General features: G+C 70.3%; 20 protein-coding genes and 1 pseudogene. 12 read left to right on the plus strand and 9 right to left on the minus strand.

All coding sequences use genetic code 11. From position 1 onward, the window contains the following. The first annotated feature begins 78 nt into the window (after positions 1-78). From LR393_RS01160 to LR393_RS01190, 7 genes are all read left to right on the plus strand, one after another. The gene (locus LR393_RS01160) at positions 79-2,484 is read left to right on the plus strand and encodes an EAL domain-containing protein (RefSeq protein ID WP_231480959.1); all 2,406 of its coding nucleotides are present in this window, start codon (positions 79-81) and stop codon (positions 2,482-2,484) included. A 196-nt stretch (positions 2,485-2,680) separates the two neighbouring features. Continuing rightward, positions 2,681-3,718: a ketopantoate reductase family protein gene (locus LR393_RS01165; protein ID WP_231480960.1), complete on the plus strand. Its 1,038-nt coding sequence runs from the start codon at positions 2,681-2,683 to the stop codon at positions 3,716-3,718. Positions 3,719-3,814: 96 nt separating this feature from the next. Next, a complete protein-coding gene (locus tag LR393_RS01170; protein ID WP_231480961.1) occupies positions 3,815-4,660 on the plus strand; it encodes a sulfurtransferase in 846 nt (281 codons plus the stop codon). Between the two features lie 36 nt (positions 4,661-4,696). Next, the gene (locus LR393_RS01175) at positions 4,697-5,041 is read left to right on the plus strand and encodes a rhodanese-like domain-containing protein (RefSeq protein ID WP_231480962.1); all 345 of its coding nucleotides are present in this window, start codon (positions 4,697-4,699) and stop codon (positions 5,039-5,041) included. A gap of 4 nt (positions 5,042-5,045) precedes the next feature. Further along, the gene (locus LR393_RS01180) at positions 5,046-5,762 is read left to right on the plus strand and encodes a rhodanese-like domain-containing protein (RefSeq protein ID WP_231480963.1); all 717 of its coding nucleotides are present in this window, start codon (positions 5,046-5,048) and stop codon (positions 5,760-5,762) included. 79 nt (positions 5,763-5,841) lie between these two features. Continuing rightward, on the plus strand, positions 5,842-7,842 hold the full coding sequence (locus LR393_RS01185; RefSeq protein WP_231480964.1) for an acyltransferase family protein: 2,001 nt from the start codon (positions 5,842-5,844) through the stop codon (positions 7,840-7,842). A 131-nt stretch (positions 7,843-7,973) separates the two neighbouring features. Then, complete coding sequence (locus LR393_RS01190; RefSeq protein WP_231480965.1) at positions 7,974-8,342, plus strand: response regulator; 369 nt, start codon at positions 7,974-7,976, stop codon at positions 8,340-8,342. 1 nt (position 8,343) lies between these two features. Here the strand turns inward: LR393_RS01190 and LR393_RS01195 are convergent, their stop codons facing one another. From LR393_RS01195 to LR393_RS01210, 4 genes are all read right to left on the minus strand, one after another. Further along, the gene (locus LR393_RS01195; RefSeq protein ID WP_231480966.1) at positions 8,344-8,715 is read right to left on the minus strand and encodes a response regulator; all 372 of its coding nucleotides are present in this window, start codon (positions 8,713-8,715) and stop codon (positions 8,344-8,346) included. A gap of 93 nt (positions 8,716-8,808) precedes the next feature. Further along, the gene (locus LR393_RS01200) at positions 8,809-9,408 is read right to left on the minus strand and encodes a TetR/AcrR family transcriptional regulator (protein ID WP_231480967.1); all 600 of its coding nucleotides are present in this window, start codon (positions 9,406-9,408) and stop codon (positions 8,809-8,811) included. Between the two features lie 139 nt (positions 9,409-9,547). Continuing rightward, a complete protein-coding gene (locus LR393_RS01205; protein ID WP_231480968.1) occupies positions 9,548-10,273 on the minus strand; it encodes a maleylpyruvate isomerase family mycothiol-dependent enzyme in 726 nt (241 codons plus the stop codon). A 171-nt stretch (positions 10,274-10,444) separates the two neighbouring features. Then, a complete protein-coding gene (locus LR393_RS01210; protein WP_231480969.1) occupies positions 10,445-11,476 on the minus strand; it encodes a GDP-L-fucose synthase family protein in 1,032 nt (343 codons plus the stop codon). Positions 11,477-11,727: 251 nt separating this feature from the next. Here LR393_RS01210 and gmd point away from each other — a divergent pair, with 251 nt between their 5' ends. The 4 genes from gmd to LR393_RS01230 all read left to right on the plus strand — a co-directional run bounded on the left by gmd (position 11,728) and on the right by LR393_RS01230 (position 14,991). After that, positions 11,728-12,738, plus strand: a complete 1,011-nt coding sequence (gene gmd / locus LR393_RS01215) for a GDP-mannose 4,6-dehydratase (protein WP_231480970.1) — start codon at positions 11,728-11,730, stop codon at positions 12,736-12,738. After that, complete coding sequence (locus LR393_RS01220) at positions 12,735-14,174, plus strand: glycosyltransferase family 9 protein (RefSeq protein ID WP_231480971.1); 1,440 nt, start codon at positions 12,735-12,737, stop codon at positions 14,172-14,174. Before gmd ends, LR393_RS01220 begins: the two co-directional genes overlap by 4 nt. A gap of 164 nt (positions 14,175-14,338) precedes the next feature. Then, positions 14,339-14,719 (plus strand): hypothetical protein, encoded by a 381-nt coding sequence (locus LR393_RS01225; RefSeq protein WP_231480972.1) that lies wholly within the window; start codon positions 14,339-14,341, stop codon positions 14,717-14,719. A 74-nt stretch (positions 14,720-14,793) separates the two neighbouring features. After that, the gene (locus LR393_RS01230; RefSeq protein ID WP_231480973.1) at positions 14,794-14,991 is read left to right on the plus strand and encodes a hypothetical protein; all 198 of its coding nucleotides are present in this window, start codon (positions 14,794-14,796) and stop codon (positions 14,989-14,991) included. Between the two features lie 8 nt (positions 14,992-14,999). Here the strand turns inward: LR393_RS01230 and LR393_RS01235 are convergent, their stop codons facing one another. From LR393_RS01235 to LR393_RS01255, 4 genes and pseudogenes are all read right to left on the minus strand, one after another. Beyond that, the gene (locus LR393_RS01235; protein ID WP_231480974.1) at positions 15,000-15,737 is read right to left on the minus strand and encodes an energy-coupling factor ABC transporter ATP-binding protein; all 738 of its coding nucleotides are present in this window, start codon (positions 15,735-15,737) and stop codon (positions 15,000-15,002) included. Beyond that, positions 15,734-16,501 (minus strand): cobalt ECF transporter T component CbiQ, encoded by a 768-nt coding sequence (gene cbiQ, locus LR393_RS01240; RefSeq protein WP_231480975.1) that lies wholly within the window; start codon positions 16,499-16,501, stop codon positions 15,734-15,736. Before cbiQ ends, LR393_RS01235 begins: the two co-directional genes overlap by 4 nt. Next, a pseudogene (locus LR393_RS01250) lies at positions 16,498-17,537 on the minus strand (energy-coupling factor ABC transporter permease). The gene cbiQ and the pseudogene LR393_RS01250 overlap by 4 nt, the downstream one beginning before the upstream one ends. A gap of 144 nt (positions 17,538-17,681) precedes the next feature. Next, positions 17,682-18,566, minus strand: a complete 885-nt coding sequence (locus LR393_RS01255) for a LysR family transcriptional regulator (RefSeq protein ID WP_231480978.1) — start codon at positions 18,564-18,566, stop codon at positions 17,682-17,684. A 153-nt stretch (positions 18,567-18,719) separates the two neighbouring features. On the opposite strand from LR393_RS01255, the gene LR393_RS01260 reads away from it, so the two are divergent. Further along, positions 18,720-19,592, plus strand: a complete 873-nt coding sequence (locus LR393_RS01260) for an SDR family oxidoreductase (protein ID WP_231480979.1) — start codon at positions 18,720-18,722, stop codon at positions 19,590-19,592. Here LR393_RS01260 and LR393_RS01265 read toward each other — a convergent pair. Next, positions 19,589-20,605, minus strand: coding sequence for a LacI family DNA-binding transcriptional regulator (locus LR393_RS01265; RefSeq protein ID WP_231480980.1), 1,017 nt, complete (start codon positions 20,603-20,605; stop codon positions 19,589-19,591). The two genes, LR393_RS01260 and LR393_RS01265, sit on opposite strands and share 4 nt — an antisense overlap. Between the last annotated feature and the right edge of the window lie 11 nt (positions 20,606-20,616).

The raw sequence follows: 20,616 nt of genomic DNA on the forward strand, positions 1-20,616 counted from the left end.
TGGCAGCTCCCTGCGCGCCTTCTTGCGCACCGGTGAGGCCGGTGGCGGTGTGCGGCGAGTGAGCGAAAGGCATCTCAGGTGGTGGATCCGGGACGCGACGGAGAAGCAGACTTCGTCACCGCTGCGCGAGGCGTTCTTTCGGACCTTCAGGGCTGGATCGGTCTTGAGTCGTGGGCGATCCTGCGCAAGGACGACGAGGAACTCGTCGTGATGCTCACGAACGACGAGCGGTTCGGCCTGTACGACGGCCTGACGCTGCCCTGGGAGGACTCGTACTGCTCCCAGGTGGTGGAGTGGGGCCGCCCGGAGGTCGTGGCGGACTCGAAGGACTCCTTCATGCTGACGCGTGGCTCCGAGGGCCTGATCTCCGAGGTGCGCTCCGTGATCCTGGTGCCGCTGCGGTCACCGGACGGCAAGAAGCAGCTCGGCGCGATCGCCGGGATGCACCCCGACCCGGTGTCCGACCTGGAACGCCACCTGCCCGCGGTCCGACGGCAGGCCGCCCTGCTCGGCGCCCTTCTCGGCCACGAGCTGTCCGCGCAGCAGGACCACCGCCGTGAGCACACCCCGCACGCCGAGTTCACCGACCTGCTCACCGGCCTGGCCAACCGCCGCGCCTGGGACGACGCGCTGCGCTCGGAGGACGCCCGGGCCGCCCGCTACGCCAGCTCCGCCGCCGTGCTGGTGCTGGACATCGACGGCCTGCGCCGGGTCAACGCCGGGGCCGGGCACACCATCGGTGACGACCTGCTGATCACCACCGCGGCCGTGCTCTCCGGGCGGATGCGCTCGGTGGACTTCATCGCCCGGATCGGCGGTGACGAGTTCGGGGTGCTGATGCCCGAGACCACCGCCGAGGAGGCCGGCACCGTCATGGGTGACCTGCGCAAACAGCTCACCTCGGCGGGTATCTCGGCCTCGTTCGGCATCGGCCAGCGCCGCAGCAACACCGGGCTGCCGGCCGCCTGGCGGGCCGCCGACGTCGAGATGTACGCCGACAAGCTCCAGGCCGCGGGCCGCCGGATCCCGCGCCAGACCTCGGTGCCGGTGGAGGGCGAGGAACGTCCCGCCCCGGCCGACCAGAAGGACCGGGAGCCGTACAGCGGTCCCGAGCGGCGCAAGGGCCGGCCCCGCCGCGACGGCGACCTGATGGGACCCGAGGAGATCGAGGCCGCGGTCACCGAACTGACCGACGCGGAGGCCGAGTTCCTCGACCCGCAGGCCAAGGTCGTCAATGTCGACGCCCAGGCGGAGAAGGAGGGCAAGGACGCCGTGGTCGCCGCGGCGGCCGTGCTCGGCCGCCGGCTCACCAGTGTCGACGCCCTGCTCCAGCTGGCGAGGGACCAGCTCGGCATGCAGGTGGCCTTCCTCAGCACGTTCGAGGGCACCACCGGCCAGCAGCGGGTGCGCAACCTGATCTCCTCGATCCCGGTGCCGCTCACGGCGGGCCAGTTGCAGCCCGTCGACGACACCTACTGCAAGGCCATCACCGACGGACGCATGCCCGCCGTCATCGCCGACACCACCAAGGACCCGTACGCCCGGGCCATGCAGGTCACCCGCGACCTGAACATCGGCTCGCACGTAGGGGTCCCGCTGCACCGCCGGGACGGGCGCCTCTACGGCACCCTCTGCACCTGGTCGCCCGACGCCGACGAGGCGCTGCGCGATCGCGACGCCGACGTGCTGCGCGCCATCGGCAACGTGGTCATGGACCTCGTCGACATGGAGGACCGCACCGAGCGCGACCGGCACAAGATGCTCGACCGGATGGACCGGCTGATGGCCAACGGCGGGCCCGGCGTGGTGTTCCAGGCCGTGCACTCGCTGGACGGCCTGGACACGGTCGGGGTCGAGGCGCTGAGCCGGTTCCCCATCGGCAGCGGCCGCCCCGACGAGTGGTTCACCTCCGCCACCCGGGCCGGTGTCGGCCTGGAGCTGGAGCTGGCCGCCGTGCGCAACGCCCTCACCATCCTGCCCGCGCTGCGGGGATTCCTCGGCATCAACGTCTCACCGCGCACGCTGGTCTCGCCCGCGTTCGGCCGCCTGGTCACGTCCCTGCCGCTGAAGAGCATCGTCATCGAGGTCACCGAGCACGAGGCCGTCGACGACTACGACGCGCTCAACGAGGTGCTGCGGCCCTGGCGCGAGCGGGGCATGCGGATCGCGGTGGACGACGCCGGTGCCGGTTTCGCCAGCATGCGGCACGTGCTCACCCTGGTGCCGGACTTCATCAAGCTCGACATCTCGCTGGTGCGGGGCGTCGACACCGACCCGGCCAAGCGCGCCCTGGCCGGGGCTCTCGCGGCATTCGCCCAGAAGATCGGCAGCAGTGTGATCGCCGAGGGCATCGAGACCGCGGCCGAGCTGAGTGTGCTGCGGGGTCTCAAGGTCGAGTTCGGCCAGGGGTACCACCTGAGCCTGCCCGGCCCGCTGGCCAACGAGATGCGTAAGGACGACGAGGTCGTCCCCGAACCCGCCTGAACCCTGGTCTCGACCCGCGTCTGAACCCCCGCCCGAACTGACGCCCGTTCCAGGCCTGGACAATCTCTATCGAATAGATAGAGTAAATGTCGCCAGGCGGGTCCGGCCGTTGAGGCCGCCACCTCGTCCGCCCTCGTCCCGCAGAAGTCGATGCTCCTCGGGGAGCTTCTGCGTGATCACGAACGAAGTGGGGCCCATGACGAACCGGTATGTGATCATCGGCGCCGGAGCCATCGGTGCCCTGCTCGCCGCGCAGTTCGAACTGGCCGGGAGATCGGTGGTTCTCGTGGCGCGAGGGATGAACCTGGCGGCGATCCGCGAGAACGGTGTGGTGGTGCGCCGACCGCGCAGCACCGAGACCGTGCGCGTGCCGGTGGTCGGGGGCCCGGAAGAGCTCCAGCTGACCCACGACGACGTGCTGGTACTCGCGACCAGGACGCAGGACGCGGAGGAGGCGCTGAGCCGCTGGGCCTGGCTGCCGGTCTCGGACGCGGCCGGTCGGCCCACCCTGCTGGCCGCCGACCTGCCCGTGCTCACCTTCCAGAACGGCCTGGCCACCGAGGATCTCGCGCTGCGCCGGTTCCGCCGGGTGTACGGCGTGTCGATCGGTGTGGCCGCCAGCTACCTGACGCCGGGTGAGGTGGTCTCCCCGTCCTACCCGGTGATCGGCGTGGTCCGGCTCGGCCGTCACCCGGCTCCCGGCCGGCCGGACGGGCGGTTCGGGCGTCGGGACGTGCCGGCCGAGCAGTTCGTCCACGACCTGCGCGAGGCCGGGTACGAGGTGGAACAGGTCGGTGACGTACATGCCTACAAGGCCCGCAAGCTGCTGGTGAACGTGGCCGACGGCCTGGATGTGCTGATCGGCACCGACGATGAGCGCCGCCGGGCCCGGGCCCTGCTCGTGGAGGAGACGGTCGCGGTGTTCGCGGCCGCCGGCATCGAGGTGGCCCCGGCCGTCCCGGCCCAGCTCGTGGTCGAGCCGGTGCCCGGGCACGAGGCCGGCCGGCTCTCGACCTGGCCGGGTTCCGCCCGCGGCGCCGCCGGCGAGGTGGACTACCTGAACGGTGAGGTGGTGCAGCTCGGGCGGCGTCACGGCGTCCCGGCGCCGGTCAACGAGCGGCTCCAGCGACTGCTCGGTGCCCAGGAGACGGCCGGTCTGCCGCCGGGCACGAACAACGTCGGTGACGTGCTGGTCCCGGAGCCCGGCACCGTCAGAGCGGTGGCGACGACGTGAGCGGAGTACTTCGTCCGGCCGGGGAATCTTGGCCTGATCGCGGACCGGGTGAAGGGTAGTGGCGCACCGTTGTCGGCCTACCCGTGAGGAAACGCGATGAACCCCCTGATCACCGTCGACGAGCTGCTCGCCCTGGAGAGCCCCCGCCTGCTCGACGTGCGCTGGAAGCTGGGTGGCCCGCCCGGCGACCAGGAGTTCCGGGCCGGGCACCTGCCCGGCGCCGTGTACGTCGACCTGGACGAGCAACTCGCCGCACCCGGCGGGCCGGAGCTCGGGCGGCACCCGCTGCCGGACGCCGCGAAGTTCCAGCGGGACGCCCGCGGCTGGGGCCTGGACGACGGCGACACGGTCGTGGCCTATGACGACTCCGGGCTGCTGTCGGCCGCCCGGGTGTGGTGGCTGTTGCGCTGGGCCGGGTTCGACGGCCAGGTGAAACTGCTCGACGGCGGCCTGCGCGCCTGGAAGGAAGCCGGACAGTCGCTGGACGAGGGTGACGCGCCGACTCCGGAGCCGGGGAACGTGACCCTCGGCCAGGGGCATCTTCCGACGATCGACGTGGACGACGTGCTGGCGTTCGTGGACGGCGGCGGACTGCTGCTCGACGCCCGCCCGGCCGGCCGGTACACCGGTGAGGTGGCGTCGGTCGATCCGCGGCCCGGCCACATCCCCGGTGCGGTGAGTGCCCCGGCTCCCGGGAATCTCGGTGAGGACGGGCGTTTCGCCCCGGCGGCGGAGCTGGCCGGGAAGTTCGCAACCTTGGGTGCGGACAGTGGCCGGCCGCTGGGCATCTACTGCGGGTCGGGCGTCACGGCCACGCACGACCTGGTCGCCCTGGCGGTCGCCGGTATCGATCCGGACCGGGTGGCCCTGTATCCCGGTTCGTACTCGCAGTGGGCGTCCCGGCCGGGCGCCCCGGTGGTCACGGGCAGCGAACCAGGCTGACCGGTAAGAAGTTTCACGAACACACAAGGAGAGATGATGAGCGAGACCTTGCCCGAGGCGCCCCTGGTGGACGCGTCGCAGGCGCGTGAGCGCGTGGCGGCGGGGGCGGTGCTGCTGGACACCCGCAGCCCGGGTGGCCGGGAGAAGAGCGGGCCGATCGACGGCGCGATCATCGTCGACCGCGACAATCTCGACGCCGAGTTCGATTTCGACTCCCCGGGGCGGCACCCCGAGGTGAAGGCCCTGGACACGCCGATCGTGGTGATCTGCGGTTCGATCGCCGGGTCGGGGCCGGTCGCGGCGAGCCTGATCGCGCGCGGTTTCACCAACGTGGTTCACGTCGAGGGCGGGGCCCCGGCCTGGCACGAGCAGGACCGGTAGGCCGATGCCGACGAGCACCCCGATGCGCCCGCACGAGCTGGGACGGCGACTGGACGTGGGGGAGTGGGTCTTCGACGTCCGGGACCCGCGGTCCTTCGCCGAGGAACACCTCTACGGCACGGTGAACGTCACCGTGCCGCAGCTGACCCATCTGGTCGGGGTGCTCCCCGCGGGCGCGCCGTTCTCGGTGATCGGCGGCACCGCGCACGAGCTGGACGAGGCGCTGGACCGGCTGGCGGTGCTCGGGCTGACTCCCCGGGAGACTGCCGTCGGCCGGCCCGCCGACCTCGGCCCGGCACTGGCCACCTATCCCCGGGTGACGTTCCGCGACCTGGTCCGGGCCCGCCGCGAGACGAACAGCCGGCAGGACCCGGCCGGCCGGGGATGGGACGACGAGCCGGTCCGGCGCGCCGTGGTGGTCGACGCGCGGGACGCGGCCGAGTACGCGCGGGGTCATCTGCGCGGCGCGGTCCACGCACCGCTGCGGCCGGGGACATCCATGATCAGAGAAGGTCTTCCGGGCAGAATTCGCCGTCCGCTCAGGAAGACCCTGCCGCTGCCCACCGCCGGTACGAGGCTCTGGGTGCACTGCGCCGACGGCACCCGGGCGTCGGTGGCGGCCGGTCTACTGGAGCGCGCCGGGCACGAAGTTGCCTGGCTGGACGATGATCTCGAAACGGCTTGCCGGGACGGCGTGCTGCGGCTGACCTCGCTCTTCTGACGTGGTGTGATGATTCGTACACTCACGGTCGCACGCTTCGAGAGGCGGCTCATAGGGTCCTTGGGCACCATGGGTCATCATGACGAGCACTGCCGGGTGGACCACTCGCACCGTAGGCGACGCGTCCGCACCTTCCCGGCCCGGGTCGGCCCAGCGGGCAGACATCCAGGGGCTGCGAGCGATCGCCGTGGCCATGGTGGTCGTCTATCACGCGAATTTGCCGCTGCCGGCGGGCTTTGCCGGTGTCGACGTGTTCTTCGTGATCTCCGGGTTCGTGATCACCGGGCAGCTCGGACGGCTGCGCGAGACCGGCACCTTCTCGTTCGCCGGCTTCTACGCGCGCCGCATCCGGCGCCTGCTGCCGGCCATGGTCGTGATGCTGCTGGTCGTGCTGCTCCTGGCCTTCCTGTTCCAGTCACCGATCGGGGCGCAGTCCTCCACGGCCGGCACGGCCCGGGCGGCGATCCTGCTGGTCGGGAACTTCAACATCCTCAGCACCTCGGGCGACTATTTCGCGGCCGGCGCGGTGATGAACCCGCTGCTGCACGTCTGGTCACTCAGCGTCGAAGAGCAGTTCTACCTGGTCTTCCCCCTGCTGATCGCCCTGGCCGGGAAGTTCGGCGGCCGGGCCCAGGCGATCGCGCTGGGCCTGCTCACCGCGGTCAGCTTCGCGGCGTCGATGTGGTTGTCGTTCGGCCTGTTCCGCATCCACAGCTACCCCTCCGCCGACGTGGCGTTCTACTCCTCGCCGACCCGGGCCTGGGAATTCGGTGCCGGCGCCCTGCTCGCGCTCTGGGTGGCCTCCCGCGCGAGGCGTGAAACCACCTCTCCCACCTGGCTTGCCACCGTACTGGGAGCCGCGGGACTGACGCTCCTCGTCGTCCTCAATCTGACCGTGGACAGCACCACCATCTGGCCCGGCGCCGCCGCACTGATCCCGGTGGCCGCGACGACCCTGCTCATCCTGGCCGGAAGTCTGGGCGGCGGGCCGATTCAGCGGCTGTTCTCCTCGAAACCCTTCGTGGTGACCGGAGATCTGTCGTACAGCATCTACCTGTGGCACTGGCCGCTCATCGTGATGGCCACCCTGCTGTGGCCGGGCACCTGGACCCCGGTGTTCGCCGCGGTGTTCTCGCTGGTCCCGGCCTACCTGAGCTACCGATTCGTGGAACAGCCGCTGCGCCACGGCACCCTGCGGCTGCCCCGGGTCTACCTGGGCGGTGTGGTCGCGGCCGCGATGGTCGTGCTGCTGGCGGTGACCCTCCAGGTGGCCGGCCCGTGGGCGATCCCGAACGCCGCCGCGTACGCCGGGCAGCGGGGTGAGCTCACCTACGGCCGCGAGAACGGCTGTCTGGTGCGCAACCGCGCGTTCGACGAGTCCGACCTGGCCAAGTGCACCGTCACGGTGCCCGATGCCAAGGGCTGGGTGATGCTCGCCGGTGACTCGCACGCCGAGGCCCTCTCGACCGGCCTGATCGAGGCCGGCAAGGAGCTCGGCTACAGCACGATGGCGCTGACCGGGGCCAGCTGCCCGTTCATGCGCACCGCCGCGGCCAGCCGAGAGGTTTCGAACTGCGGCCCCCTGGCCTCGGCCCTGCTCGACCGCGCGACCAAGAGCGACGACCCGCCCTCGCTCGTGGTGATCGGCGAGTGGGCCCTGCCCCGGTACGACACCGACGGCCAGTGGCCCGCGCAGCTGAAGCCCGCGCTGAAGGAACTCACCGACGCCGGGATCCCGGTGATCTACGCCATGGACGTGCCCAACTACGCCACGCAGGACATGAATCGCCAGACCGCGTGCAGCGGCGGGTTCCTGAACTTCGTCTGCGACAAGAGCGAGAAGGACATCCTCGACTACCAGGCCGACTCCCGGCAGGCCGAGTACGACGTGGTCAGCAGCGTCCCGGGGGTCACGATCTACGATCCCTGGGACCGCTTCTGCTCCGGGAGCACGTGCAGCCCGCTGATCGACGGCCGGCTGGCCTACTGGGACTTCAACCACCTGAACCGCATCGGTTCGCAGGCCCTGACGTCCGACCTCAAGGAAGCCGCCGGCCAGATCCTCAGCCGCCGCGACTGACGTCGGACTGACGTCGCTCTGCGTTGCTCCGAACGGTGGTCACCCGGCACTCATCACTCAACTGGGTCTCTTTCCCGGCGATGAACCTCACTGTCAGCTACATCGCTACACGGCAGAACTGAGGCTTGCGGATGGCACAGGTGCTCGTCGTCGAGGACGACCCGGACAACAGGCTGCTCCTCGAGCTGAGGCTGCAGCGCATGGGTCACGACGTACGCAGCGCGGCCAACGCGGGTGAGGCCCTGGCCCTGATCGGGATGCACGGTGTGCCCGACCTGGCGCTCCTCGACATCGTGATGGAGGGCCTCGACGGCCTGGACCTGCTGACGATCCTGCGCCGCCTGCCGACCACCGTGCGGATGCCGGCGATCATGCTCACCGCCCGGCAGATGGTGGGCGATCAGCAGGCGGCCGAGGACCTCAACGCCGCGTACCTGCTCAAGCCGGTGGTCGCGGCCGACCTCACACGGGTGGTCGACCTGGCGCTGACCGGGGTCTGACCTAGGCCGGGGTGCCCAGCACCCGGTCGAGCGTGCGGGTCAGGATCGCCGTCTCGATCGGCTTCTTCATCAGGTGCGCGTGCAGCTCGCGGGCGACCTGGTCGTCTTCCTCCAGGTCGCGGGCCGTGAGCAGCAACACCGGCATCTCGCGGGACGCCGGGTCGTCGCGGAACCTCCGCAGCAGATCGAGGCCCGACGCACCCTGCATGACGATGTCCAGCACCACCAGGTCGGGCACCCCGTACAGCCGCACGGCCTCCAGGGCGTCGTCGGCCGACGACACACTGATCACGGTGTGCCCGATCTGCGACAGCCGGATCTCGAGCAGCTTGCGGTTGTCAGCGTCGTCATCGACGACCAGAACTTTCGACACGCCTTCCCGCCTCCGCTTGATGGGGTACCGGGTAGAGGATCGAGTCGTGCGGCGTGCGCCTTGAGCCGGGTGGGCTGTGAGGTTGAGGCGCGGTCAGCTCGCCAGGATCTCGCCCAGGTGGGCCATCGGGTCGGCGGCCGGGGGCGGAGAGCTCGCCTCCAGCGGATCCAGCACGTCCTGCATCCAGATCCGCAGGGCTGCCAGCCCCTGGGCGACGAGCAGGCGGGTGCGCCAGTCCGGCTCCTGGACCTTTCCGCCCGGGGACATCGCGCGGTTGACCAGGTCGGTCGCCAGCCGGCGCTCGCGGTCGGCCAGCCGCAGGTGCGGACTCACCCGGGAGGCCTGGGCCGCAGCGTCTTGCAGCACGACGAGCTGCTCGCGGTGCTCGAGCACGTAGTCGCCGAGATCGCGCAGGGCCAGGGAGAGCACCGCGGCGTCGTCGAGTTCCAGCGGCGCGACGGCGAAGATCTCCCGGATGCGCGCGGCCATCACCCGCGCCGGCTCGGCCAGCAGCTCTTCCTTGGTGGCGAAGTACCGGAAGAACGTACGGGGCGCGATGTCGGCGGCGGCGCAGATGTCGGCCACCGTCACATTCTCGTAGCCGTGCTCCGCGAACAACCGCAGGGCCGCCTCCACGGTGAACGCCCGGGAGGCCGCACGCTTCCGCTCGCGAAGTCCCTGGCCAGTCGCCACCGCTCGTCCTCACTCCCGATCGCCGTCCGTCGTGGATGTACGACGGATCGAAAGGTGGAACGAGTTGGAGGGGTTTGTCGTCCCCGGGCTGTTTGTGGCGGCGGTCACTCAGCCCCTGATCGGGGACGCGTGGGTTGCCCTACTGGGTGGCTTCCGTCAGGAGGTCCTTGATCACTCCCACACCCATCAGGTCACCGGTGTACTTCAGGTTCGCGCCCGCCGCGCGGTTGTAGAGCCACAGCTCCAGGTCCGACGCCGGGCCCTGGATCACCGTGGTGGCCCGGCCCTCGTCACTGACCCGCAGACTCTCGGGCTCGAAGTGGACGAACCAGGAGCGGGCGGGGGAGCGCAGCTCGATGTCGGGGCGGCCGATCCGGTACTCGTGCGGCTCGATGTCGGCCACCAGCATGACCGCGAGCAGCTCGTCCAGGCCGTCCTCGGCGAGCTCGGCCCCGATCTCGCTCGCGTCGTTCACGGCCAGCTCGGCGTCGACGCGGTGCACGGTGGTCTCGTGGGCCATCCGCCGGATCCAGAAGCCGACGCTCTGGTCGGGCGCGAACCAGGTCCAGGCCGGATCCTGCGGCTGGTGCTCGTCGAAAGTCTGGTTCAGCAGCGCGAACCCGCGCTCGAGCACGTCGAGGGGGCTCAGGCCCGTCCGGTCCGGCACCTGGGTCGGGCGGGCGTTCAGGCGGATGCAGTCCACCTTGTGCAGGTACACCTCACCGACGTGCCGCACCAGGTCGGCGAACGACCACTCCGGGCAGGACGGCACGGTGATCCCGGTCAGGTCCTCCGCATCCGGGATCACCGACCGCAGACGGGCGTACTCGGTCTCGAGATGGCGCCGTAGTTCGGAAGTCTCCATGGGGAACGATCCTGGCAGCCGGCACGAGTGCGAGCACCCCGATTATTCGTCCGTGATCAGGCCGATCCCCCGGCCTTCGGCCGGGAAGTGCCCCCGCTCTCCGGCGTTCCAGAACCGAGAGTTCTAGAACGCCGGGGAGGTTTTGCATGATCACGGAAAGGTTCTTGGCGACTACCCCGGGAGGCCGACCAGGCCGTCCTCGATGCGAATGCTGTTCAGGTTGCTCGTGAACCAGCGGTAGGTGCTCTCCACACCGTCGCGCAGCGAGACCTCCGGGGCCCAGCCCAGGCCGCGCAGGCGTGAGACGTCGAGCAGCTTGCGCGGGGTGCCGTCGGGCTTGGAGGTGTCGAACCGCAGGTTGCCCTGCCAGCCCACGACATCGGCGATGGTCTCGGCCAGTTCGCGGATGGTGACGTCGGTGCCGGTGCCCACGTTGACGGTGTCGGGTGAGTCGTAGTTCTCCAGCAGGAAGACCAGGGCCGAGGCCAGGTCGTCGACGTGCAGGAACTCGCGCCGCGGCGTGCCCGATCCCCAGATCGTGACCTCTTGCGCGCCGGTCAGTTTCGCCTCGTGGAAGCGGCGGATCAGGGCCGGCATCACGTGCGAGTTGGTGGCGTCGAAGTTGTCGCCCTGGCCGTAGAGGTTGGTCGGCATGGCGCTGATGTAGGGCAGGCCGAACTGCCTGCGGATCGACTGCACCTGCATGATGCCGGCGATCTTGGCGATGGCGTAGGCGTCGTTCGTCGGCTCCAGGGCGCCGGTGAGCAGCGACGACTCCTTGATCGGCTGCTCGGCGAACTTGGGGTAGATGCACGAGGAGCCCAGGAACAGCAGGCGCTGCACGCCGAACTGCCGGGCCGCGTCCATCAGGTTGACCTGGATCCGCAGGTTGTCGCTGAGGAAGTCGGCCGGGTAGGTGTCGTTGGCCAGGATCCCACCGACCCGGGCCGCGGCCACGATCATCACGTCGGGCCGGTTCGCGGAGACGAAGTCCATCGTCGCCGTCCGGTCGCGCAGGTCCACCTCGGAGGAGGAGGCACCGATCAGGCCGGTGAATCCACGCTTGCTCAGCGCGCGCCAGACGGCGGAACCGGCCAGGCCGCGGTGGCCGGCGACATAGACGCTGAGATCGGGGGTGAGACGCGCGGGCGTGTGCTCGACCGAGAGGTCCGCCGCGGTGGGGGAGGACGGAAGCGTGGTCATGACGCGGAACGGTACTGCAGAACGAGCACCTTGCGTGCCTGTTCGGTGACTATCGGTGCATCTCGTCCTTGCGGGGCCGTCACGCATCGGGCAAACGCCGGAGGTTGCCGGAACTGATCGACAATGCCCCTCCGTGATCGTCCCATCACGCTACGGTACGGACTGAATCGGCTACTCAGCGAGTCCGGCACATTGCCGTCAGTGACGACGGTAGGGGCGGTCTTGCGTCCACCATTTCTGGGGGCGGCACGTTGGAGACACCTAAGAAGGCTCTGATCACCGGGATCACCGGTCAGGACGGCTCGTACCTGGCCGAGCTCCTGCTCCAGAAGGGCTACGAGGTGCACGGCATCGTGCGCCGGTCGTCCCAGTTCAACACCGGCCGGATCGACCACCTCTACGTCGACTCCCACGACCCGCGGGCGCGCCTGTTCCTGCACTACGGCGACCTGACCGACGGCTCGCGCCTGGTCACGCTGCTGGAGAAGGTGCAGCCGGCCGAGGTGTACAACCTGGCCGCGCAGTCGCACGTGCGGGTCTCGTTCGACGAACCGGAGTTCACCGGTCTCTCGACGGGTGTGGGCAGCACGCGTCTGCTCGAGGCGATCCGGATGATCGGTCTGGAGTGCCGTTACTACCAGGCCTCCAGCTCGGAGATGTTCGGCGCGACCCCGCCGCCGCAGAACGAGGCCACGCCGTTCTGGCCGCGCAGCCCGTACGGCGCCGCGAAGGTGTACGCGTACTGGATGACGCGCAACTACCGTGAGGCGTACGGGATGTTCGCCACCAACGGCATCCTGTTCAACCACGAGAGTCCGCGCCGCGGTGAGACGTTCGTGACCCGCAAGATCTCGATGGCGGTCGCGAACATCGTGGCGGGTAAGCAGGACTACCTCTACATGGGCAACCTCGACGCGGTGCGCGACTGGGGCTACGCCAAGGACTACGTCGAGGCGATGTGGATGATGCTCCAGGCCGACAAGGCCGAGGACTTCGTCGTGGCGACCGGAACCGCCTACACGGTCAAGGATTTTCTGCAGTTCGCGTTCGAGCACGTGAATCTGGACTGGGAGAAGTACGTGCGCTTCGACGAGCGCTACCTGCGCCCGACCGAGGTGGACTCACTGATCGGTGACGCCTCCAAGGCCCGCGACGTGCTCGGCTGGACCCCGAAGGTGCTGCCCCCGGAGCTGGCGAAGCTGATGGTCGACGCCGACATGAGCACCATCGACCTGCGCACGAAGCTGCCCGCGCAGCTGTGACCGGACCGGCCGTTGCGGGCACGTCGCCGACGGCCGGGGAATCGACCGCCCAGGCCCGGGCGCGCCGGGCACTGGGGGTGGAGAACCTGTGGCCGGCCCGCGTGATCGACGAATCCGGGCCGGCCCGGCTCCCCTCCCGTACCCGGTTGTCGCCCGGGCTCTTCCGGCGCCTGGCGGACTCGTTGCGGCCGGTCGTGGAAGCACGGCCGGATCTGCGCGAGGTACCCCCGCGCACGGTGCTGATGATCCGCACCGACGAGGTCGGCGACCTGATGATGACCCTGCCGTTGCTGACGGCGATGCGCGTGGCCTGGCCGCAGGCCCGCGTCACCCTGGTCACCCGGGGTCTGCGGGGCCAGGTCATGCGCGGCGGTTCGATGGTGGACGACGTGGTCACCTGGCCCGCGAGACCCTGGCGGGAGTCGCTGGCGGGGCAGTTGCGGTGCTGGCGGTTCGCCCGCCGGCTGCTGCGCCGCGCGCGCCCCGCCCAGGGGCGTTTCGACCTGGCCGTGCTGCCGCGCCGCGACGCCGAGCACTTCGGCGCCCGGTACGTCGCCGCCGCGGCCGCCGACCGGGTGGCCGCCTTCGACCCGGCCGACCGGCTGGGGCCGATCGGGTCGATCGGGCAGGAGCGCGAACGTGACCTCGTCTCCGACCTGGTCTGTGCCGGCGAGCCACTGACTCATGTTCTGCGGCAAGGAGAACGGCTCGCCGCGGCACTGGGGGTGACGATCACGCCGGATGCCTACGACGCTCCCGGCCTGGCGCTGATCGGGCCGTCCGACCACGCGGCGGCCCGCACCCTGCTCTCGCCCTTGACGGCGCCGGCCCCGGCCACCGGTCCGCTGGTCGCGGTGATGCTGAACAGCCCGCACGCCCGGGGGTCCTGGCCGGGCTACGCCGAGGCCGTCAACCAGGTGCACCAGCGTCTCGGGATTCGCGTGGTGCTGCTCGGTGGGCCGGACGACGAGCAGCTCGGGGACGACTTCATCCGCACCCTGAACCCGTCGGTACCGATCGTGAGTGCCGTCGGCCGGGCGCCGCTGCGCACCACCCTGGCCCTGCTGGCCAGCAGCGATCTCTATCTCGGGGGCATCGGCGACGCGATGCACCTGGCCTGTGCGGTGGCGACCCCGTGCGTGGCGGTGACCTGTCATCCGGCCGGCGGGAACCCGGCGGACGACGATGCCCCGAACCGGATCGGCCCGTGGTCGGCCGACTCCCGGGTGGTGGGACCGGCCCGGCCCGCGGCGGGGTGCCAGGACACCTGCGTCAGCGACGTCGCGCACTGCATCACCGGGGTCGGCACCGCGCTGGTGGCCCGGACGGTCGCCGACGTCCTGCTCGGCCTGACCTCCCGGGCCGTTGTTCCCACGGCACCTCAGGTGCCTCAGCAAGCCCGGCACGCCGAGCAGGCCGGGTTCGCGACCGCCTGAGGTGCGCAGACGCGTCCTCCATTCGGGCCGCTCCGCATCGGCGGGTGATGAGCGGACTTGAGCACGGCCCGTCACCCTTCACCCGATCGGCGGTCGCCCACCCGGGGGCCGGCGGGTGACCCTTGGCCGGACAGTGCGCCGACGGCAAGAGGGTGAGGACTTCGATGGGGGCACGACGGTGCGTCGTCATCCCGGTCATCGAGCGTCCCAACGGGATGGTCATGACTCCGTCGTCGACGGACGGCGGGTACTTCCCGCGGGTCATCGTCGAGGGGCAGGTGCGGTACTCGCGCCTCGTCGTCGACGGGACCGACGAGGTCTGGGGCCCGACCCTGGCCGACGCCCAGGAGCGCGCGGCCGCCCAGAATTCCGCCTGGGGTCTGAGCAGTGACGACGTCCTGCAGATCCTGCTCGGCTGGCAGGTGGCCCGGGACCAGGAGGACGCCCGGGTGTTCTGCCCGTCCTGCCACCGTCAGTACGACTGGGGTTCCGGCGGCCCGTGCCGCGCCTGCGGGGGCGACGGGCCGGTTTCCGGTAGCAACTAATTTTCCCAGTATTTTCCTTCTGTAACCGGATCAGCGCGTAGGGTGGGCGGCCTGTCAAGTTGGAGGGACTTGTCGTGGGTGCTCTGATGGTGGGCGAAGGTCGATGGGTGAAGATCGCGCTGATCGCGGCCATGGCCATCGTGATCGGCTCGACCATGCTGGTGACGTCGCACCGGGCCAAAACCGGCGCCGTCGACCTCGACCAGCAGTCGGACCAGTGCGCACTGCCGATCGGGGAACGCGTCGGCGGCTGGGTCTGCCCGGCCGACTGATGTGCTGCTCAGGCCGTGGGCACGCTGAAGCCGAAAGGTAGTTCCAGCCGGTACTTCGCCAGCTGCTCGTCGTCGGCGAGCAGCTGGGCGGTCGGGGCGTCGGCCTGGATGCGGTGGTCGGCGAGCACCACCGAGCGCGGGCACAGCTGTAACGCGTAGGGCAGGTCGTGGGTGATCATCAGGATGGTCACGTCCAGGCTCAGCAGCACCTCGGCGAGCTCGCGGCGGGCAGCCGGGTCGAGGTTGCTGGAGGGCTCGTCGAGCACCAGGATGTCCGGATCCATCGCCAGCACGGTCGCCACGGCCGCGCGGCGCCGCTGGCCGAACGACAGGTGGTGCGGCGGCCGGTCGGCCACGTCGTGCAGCCGTACCTGGGTCAGCGCCTGATCGACCCGCTGCGCGACCTCGGCCTGGCCCAGCCCGAGATTGCGGGGACCGAACGCCACGTCGTCGCGCACGGTCGGCATGAACAGCTGGTCGTCGGGATCCTGGAAGACGATCCCGACCCGGCGCCGGATCTCCGCGAGATTGCCCTTGTCCACCGGCATTCCGCTGATCTCGACGGATCCCGAGGTGGCCGTGTGGATGCCGTTCAGGTGCAGGGCCAGGGTGGTCTTGCCGGCGCCGTTCGGGCCGAGCAGGGCCACCCGCTCACCCTGCTGCACGGTCAGGTCCACGCCGTCCAGCGCCAGGTGGCCGTCGGGGTAGCTGAAACTCAGGCCCCGCAGCCGTAAGGCGTCGCTCATGTCAGAACTGCTGCTGTCAGACTCACGGCAGCGAACAGTACCGGCAGGCTGAGGGCCAGGCCCCAGGTGGTCATCGTGGCGCCGTCGCCCTCCGGCTGGGGCATGCGGCCGGTGTACCCGCGCGACAGCATGGCCAGGTGCACCCGCTCGCCGCGCTCGAAGCAGCGCACGAACAACGCGCCCGCGCTGCGCCCCAGCACCGGCCAGTGGCGAATGTTGCTCGCCACGAAACCTCTTGATTCCCGGGCGATCCGCATGCGCCGCAGCTCGTCGGCGACGACGTCGGCATAACGGATCATGAAGCTCATGATCTGCACGATCAGGGTCGGCATCCGCAGCCGTTCCAGGCCGGTCAGCACCTCGCGCAGGGGAGTGGTGGAGGCCAGCAGGATCGAGACCGACACGCCGAGCGTGGCCGTGGCCAGCAGTTCCCAGGCACCCCAGAGGCCGTCGGTGCTCAGGTGCAGCCCGAGCACGTCGGTGCGCTCACCGCTCGCCACGAAGGGCAGCAGCAGGGCGAAACCGATGAACGGGAGCTCAATCAGGAGACGCCGGGCGATCAGGAGCAGGGGAATCCCCGCGGTGACCGCCAGAATCACGATCACGACCGCGAAAACGCCGAAGGCCCAGAACTGCTCACGGGGTGCGGCGACAATCGCGAGCACTGCCAGCACCGCGGCCACGAGTTTCACCTGGGCCGGCAGACGGTGCAGGACCGACGTCCCCGGCAGGTAGAGCGTGTGGTGTGCGTGCCCGCCACTCACGGGCGGGGAGCAGAGGACGACACGGTCTCGTCGGTCGCCTGGTTGCTCTTGCGGCGACGGGTCACGAGCACGAGGGAGGAGGCGGCCAGGAAGACCACGGCGACACCGATCACCCCGGCCAGGCCACCGGAGAGCCGGGCGTTGCCGACGCCGCTGACCCCGTAGCCGGCCAGGGGCGAGCCGTCGAGGTCGTGGTTCTTGGCGTTGGCCGCGATGCCGTGGTCCTGGCTGACCTTCTCCAGGCCGTCGGGAGAGCTGCTGGCGTAGTAGCTGACCACGCCGGCGAAGAGCAGGCTGACGAGGAACAGGCCGATCAGGAGGTTACGGGTGCGCATGACGGTCAGACCTCCTGGACCATCGGGGCGGCCGGGACCGCAGCGGCTTCCCGCTTCCGGAAGCGGTTGAGATACACCAGGTCCGGCCGGGCCGAGAGAATGGCGGCGACGGTCATGGCGGTGATCAGCCCCTCGCCGATGCCGATCAGCACGTGCACGCCGACCATGGCCGCGGCGACGGTGGTGAGCGACACGTCGGTGGTGCCGCCCAGCGCGTAGAAGCCGACGAAGACCAGCGATGCGGCGGGCACCGAGATCCCGGCGGCGATCCCGGCCGCGACCGGCAGCCAGCCCTTCGCCCGGGGCAGCGCTCGTACCAGCAGCAGGGCCAGTGGGAAGCCGACGAGCACCGTGGCCAGGGACATGTCGGTGATGTTCACACCGAGTGCGGTGAGACCGCCGTCGGCGAACAGCAGACCCTGGACCAGCAGCACCACCGCTACGCACAAGGCGCCGGTGTAGGGCCCGACCAGCACCGCGGCGAGGGTGCCACCGAGCAGGTGACCACTGGTGCCGCCGGCGACGGGGAAGTTCAGCATCTGCACGGCGAACACGTAGACCGCGACCAGCCCGGCCAGCGGTGCGGTGCGGTCGTCGAGTTCACGGCGGGCGCCCCGCAGGCACAGGGCCAGGCCGCCGGCCGCGACGACGCCGGCCGCGATGGAGACCGGGGCATCGATGAAGCCGTCGGGTGCATGCATGAAGGACAGGTTCGCTCAATTGCAGACTCTTGGCAATAACGCGACGCGCGCCCCCATCCCTTTGTTCGTGATCATGCAAAACCTCCCCAGTGTTCTAGAACTCTCGAGCCTACAGTTCTAGAACTCCGGGGAGGTTTTGCATGATCACGGAAGGTTGGGGGGTTTTAGGGTTGCCTGGGCGTACTTGCGGAAGGCCGTGACCAGGCGGCCGTTGTCCCCGGCGCGGGTGGCGAGGACCACGTGGCTGGGTGGGGCGTCGCTCAGCGGGATGCCGACGAGGTCGGGGCGGCCGTAGCTGCCGACGGCGGGCACGATCGCGATCGCCCGGCCGGAGGCGACGATCTCGAACTTGTCCTCGACGCTGTTGATCAGCGGACCGTCGGGGGCGCGGCGCCCGTCGGGGCGGGGGTCGATGAGCCAGTAGGCACTCCACTGCGGGTCGCCGCCGTCCCGGAGCCGGGGCATCGGCTCGTCGGCGATGTCGGCCAGGGTCAGCGACTCGCGCCCGGCCAGCCGGTGGCCGGTGCTCAACAGCACGGCGCGGGGCTGGTCGTACAGCACCGTCACGTGCAGGCCCTCGGTGATCAGGGGCAGCCGGGTGACCACCACGTCCGCCTGGCGTTCCAGCAAGGCCTCCCGCCCGGCGTTCCAGGCCACGAAGCGGGTCTCGATCCCGGCGTCCGGATGGCGTCGCTGCATCTGCGCGACGACCGGCGTGACGATCAGGCCGGAGATGTAACCGACCACCAGGCGGCTCGGTTCGGCGGCGGCCCGGGCCTCGCCGCCGGCCTGGGAGGCCAGTCGCAGCAGCGACCTGGCCCGGGGCAGGAAGGCGGTGCCGGCCGTGGTGAGCTGGGTGCCCTGCGGGGTGCGGTCGAGCAGCCGGGCGCCGACGGAGTCTTCGAGCCGCCGGATCTGGCGGCTCAGTGACGGCTGGCCCACCCGCAGCTCTTGTGCCGCCCGCCCGAAGTGCCGATGCTCGGCCACCGTCACGAAGTACCGCACGAGGCGCAGGTCGAGATCGGTCATGTCTGTGAGAGTAAGCCCCGGCATCGGCCGGCAGACCACTCGATGGCTGATGGCCTGCGGTGATGCCTGATCTACATGCCGCCATGAGGAATGGGCCTTGGACCCCGGGCGGCCCCGGGACCCACAGTGAAGGCACCTACCAGAAGGAGCATCATGCGCGTCTTCGTCACCGGGGCCACCGGCTTCATCGGCAGCCACGTCGCCCGTGAACTGCTGGCCCACGGTCACCAGGTGCTCGGCCTCACCCGCTCCGACGCCGGGGCGGCGAAGCTCGAGGCCGCCGGCATCGAGCCCTACCGCGGCACCATCGACGACCCGGACGGCCTGCGGGAGGGTGCCCGCACGAGCGACGGCGTCATCCACACCGCCTTCGACCACAGCAACATGGCCGACCTGCCCGCCGCGGCTGTCAAGGACCTGGCCGTGGTGCAGGCGCTGGGCGAGGAACTGGCCGGCAAGCCGTTCGTCACCACCTACGGCACCACGGCGCTGAACCCCGGGCACCGGCTCACCGAGGACTTCCGCCCGACCCCGCCCCAGGCCCGGGGGATTGTCGAGGCCCACACCCTCGCGCTGGCCGAGAAGGACGTGCGTGCGGTGTCTGTCCGGCCCTCGACCGTGGTGCACGGTTTCGGGAACGCCGGTTTCGTCTCGATACTCATCGGTCTGGCGCGGGAGAAGGGCATTTCGGGATATCCCGGCGACGGATCGAGCCGCTGGCCGGCCGTGCACGTGCTGGACGCCGCGGTGCTCTACCGCCTGGCCTTCGAGAAGGCCCCGGCCGGAAGCGTTCTCCACGCCGTGCAGGATGAGGGGGTGACCGTGCGACAGATCGCCGAGGCGGTCGGGAGGGGCACCGGACTGCCCGTGGAATCCGTTGCCCCGGAACACTTCGGCTGGTTGGGTCCGCTGCTCTCGCTGGACCTGCCGGCTTCGTCGGCCATCACCCGGGAACTGACCGGCTGGCTGCCGGAGCAGTCCGGCCTGATCGAAGATGTCGACGCCGGGCTGCCTTTCAAGAGCTAAGCAGAATTACGGACGACGAGGTGCGTCGGGAGGACCACGTCGGGTACCGCTTCGGCGGGCTTCTCGATCAATTGCCCGAGCATCTCCACCATCCGGACGCCCATGTCCTCGACCGGCTGGTGCACCGTGGTCAGGCTGGGCACGGTGTGCCGGCTGATGGGGGAGTCGTCGAAGCCGATCACGGCGACGTCGTCCGGCACCCGGCGCCCGGCGGCGGCCAGTTCGGTCATCGCGCCGATCGCCATCTGGTCGGAGGCGCAGAAGATCGCGTCCAGGTCGGGAGCCCGTTCCAGCAGGGCCCGGGCTGATCGTCGTCCACTGTTCTCGCTGAAGTCCCCGGACTCGACCAGAGGCCGGAAGTCGTGGCCCACCAGCGCCTGGTGGTACCCCTCCAGCCGCTGGCGACCGGCGCTCATGTCCACCGGACCCGTGATCGAGGCGACCCGGCGTCGTCCACTGCTGATCAGGTGCTCCACCGCGAGAGCCGCGCCGCCCTCGTTGTCCATGTCCACGAAGGGCAGCGTGACCTCGGAGTGCGGCCGGCCCCCGAGCACCGCGGGCACCCCGCGGGCCGTGAGCTGACCCGGCAGCGGGTCGTCGTCGTGCAGCGAGAGCAGCAGCACGCCGTCGACGTGCTGCCGGCTCAGGTAGTCGTTGAGCCGGCCCCGGTCGGCCTCCCGGTGGGTCATGGTGAGCAGGAGCTGTCGCGGCGTACGCGCCATCGCGTTGGTGACCCCTCGCACCACCTGCGCGAAGAACGGTTCGCCGAACAGCCGGTCTTCCGACTCCGAGACCACCAGTGCCACCACGTCGGTGTGCTGCGTGACCAGGGAGCGGGCCGCCCGGTTGGGCACGTAGCCGAGCTCTTCCACGGCCTGCAGTACGGCATTCCGGGCGGCATCGCTCACCTGCACCGAGCCGTTGATCACCCGGGAGGCCGTACCCCGCCCGACTCCGGCCCGCTCCGCCACTTCTTCCAGCGTCGGGGGCCGGTTCGGGCTTCGCCTGTTCATCTGGAGAATTA

Origin of the sequence: Kineosporia mesophila (assembly GCF_021129235.1) — a bacterium.
Classification (GTDB): domain Bacteria; phylum Actinomycetota; class Actinomycetes; order Actinomycetales; family Kineosporiaceae; genus Kineosporia; species Kineosporia mesophila.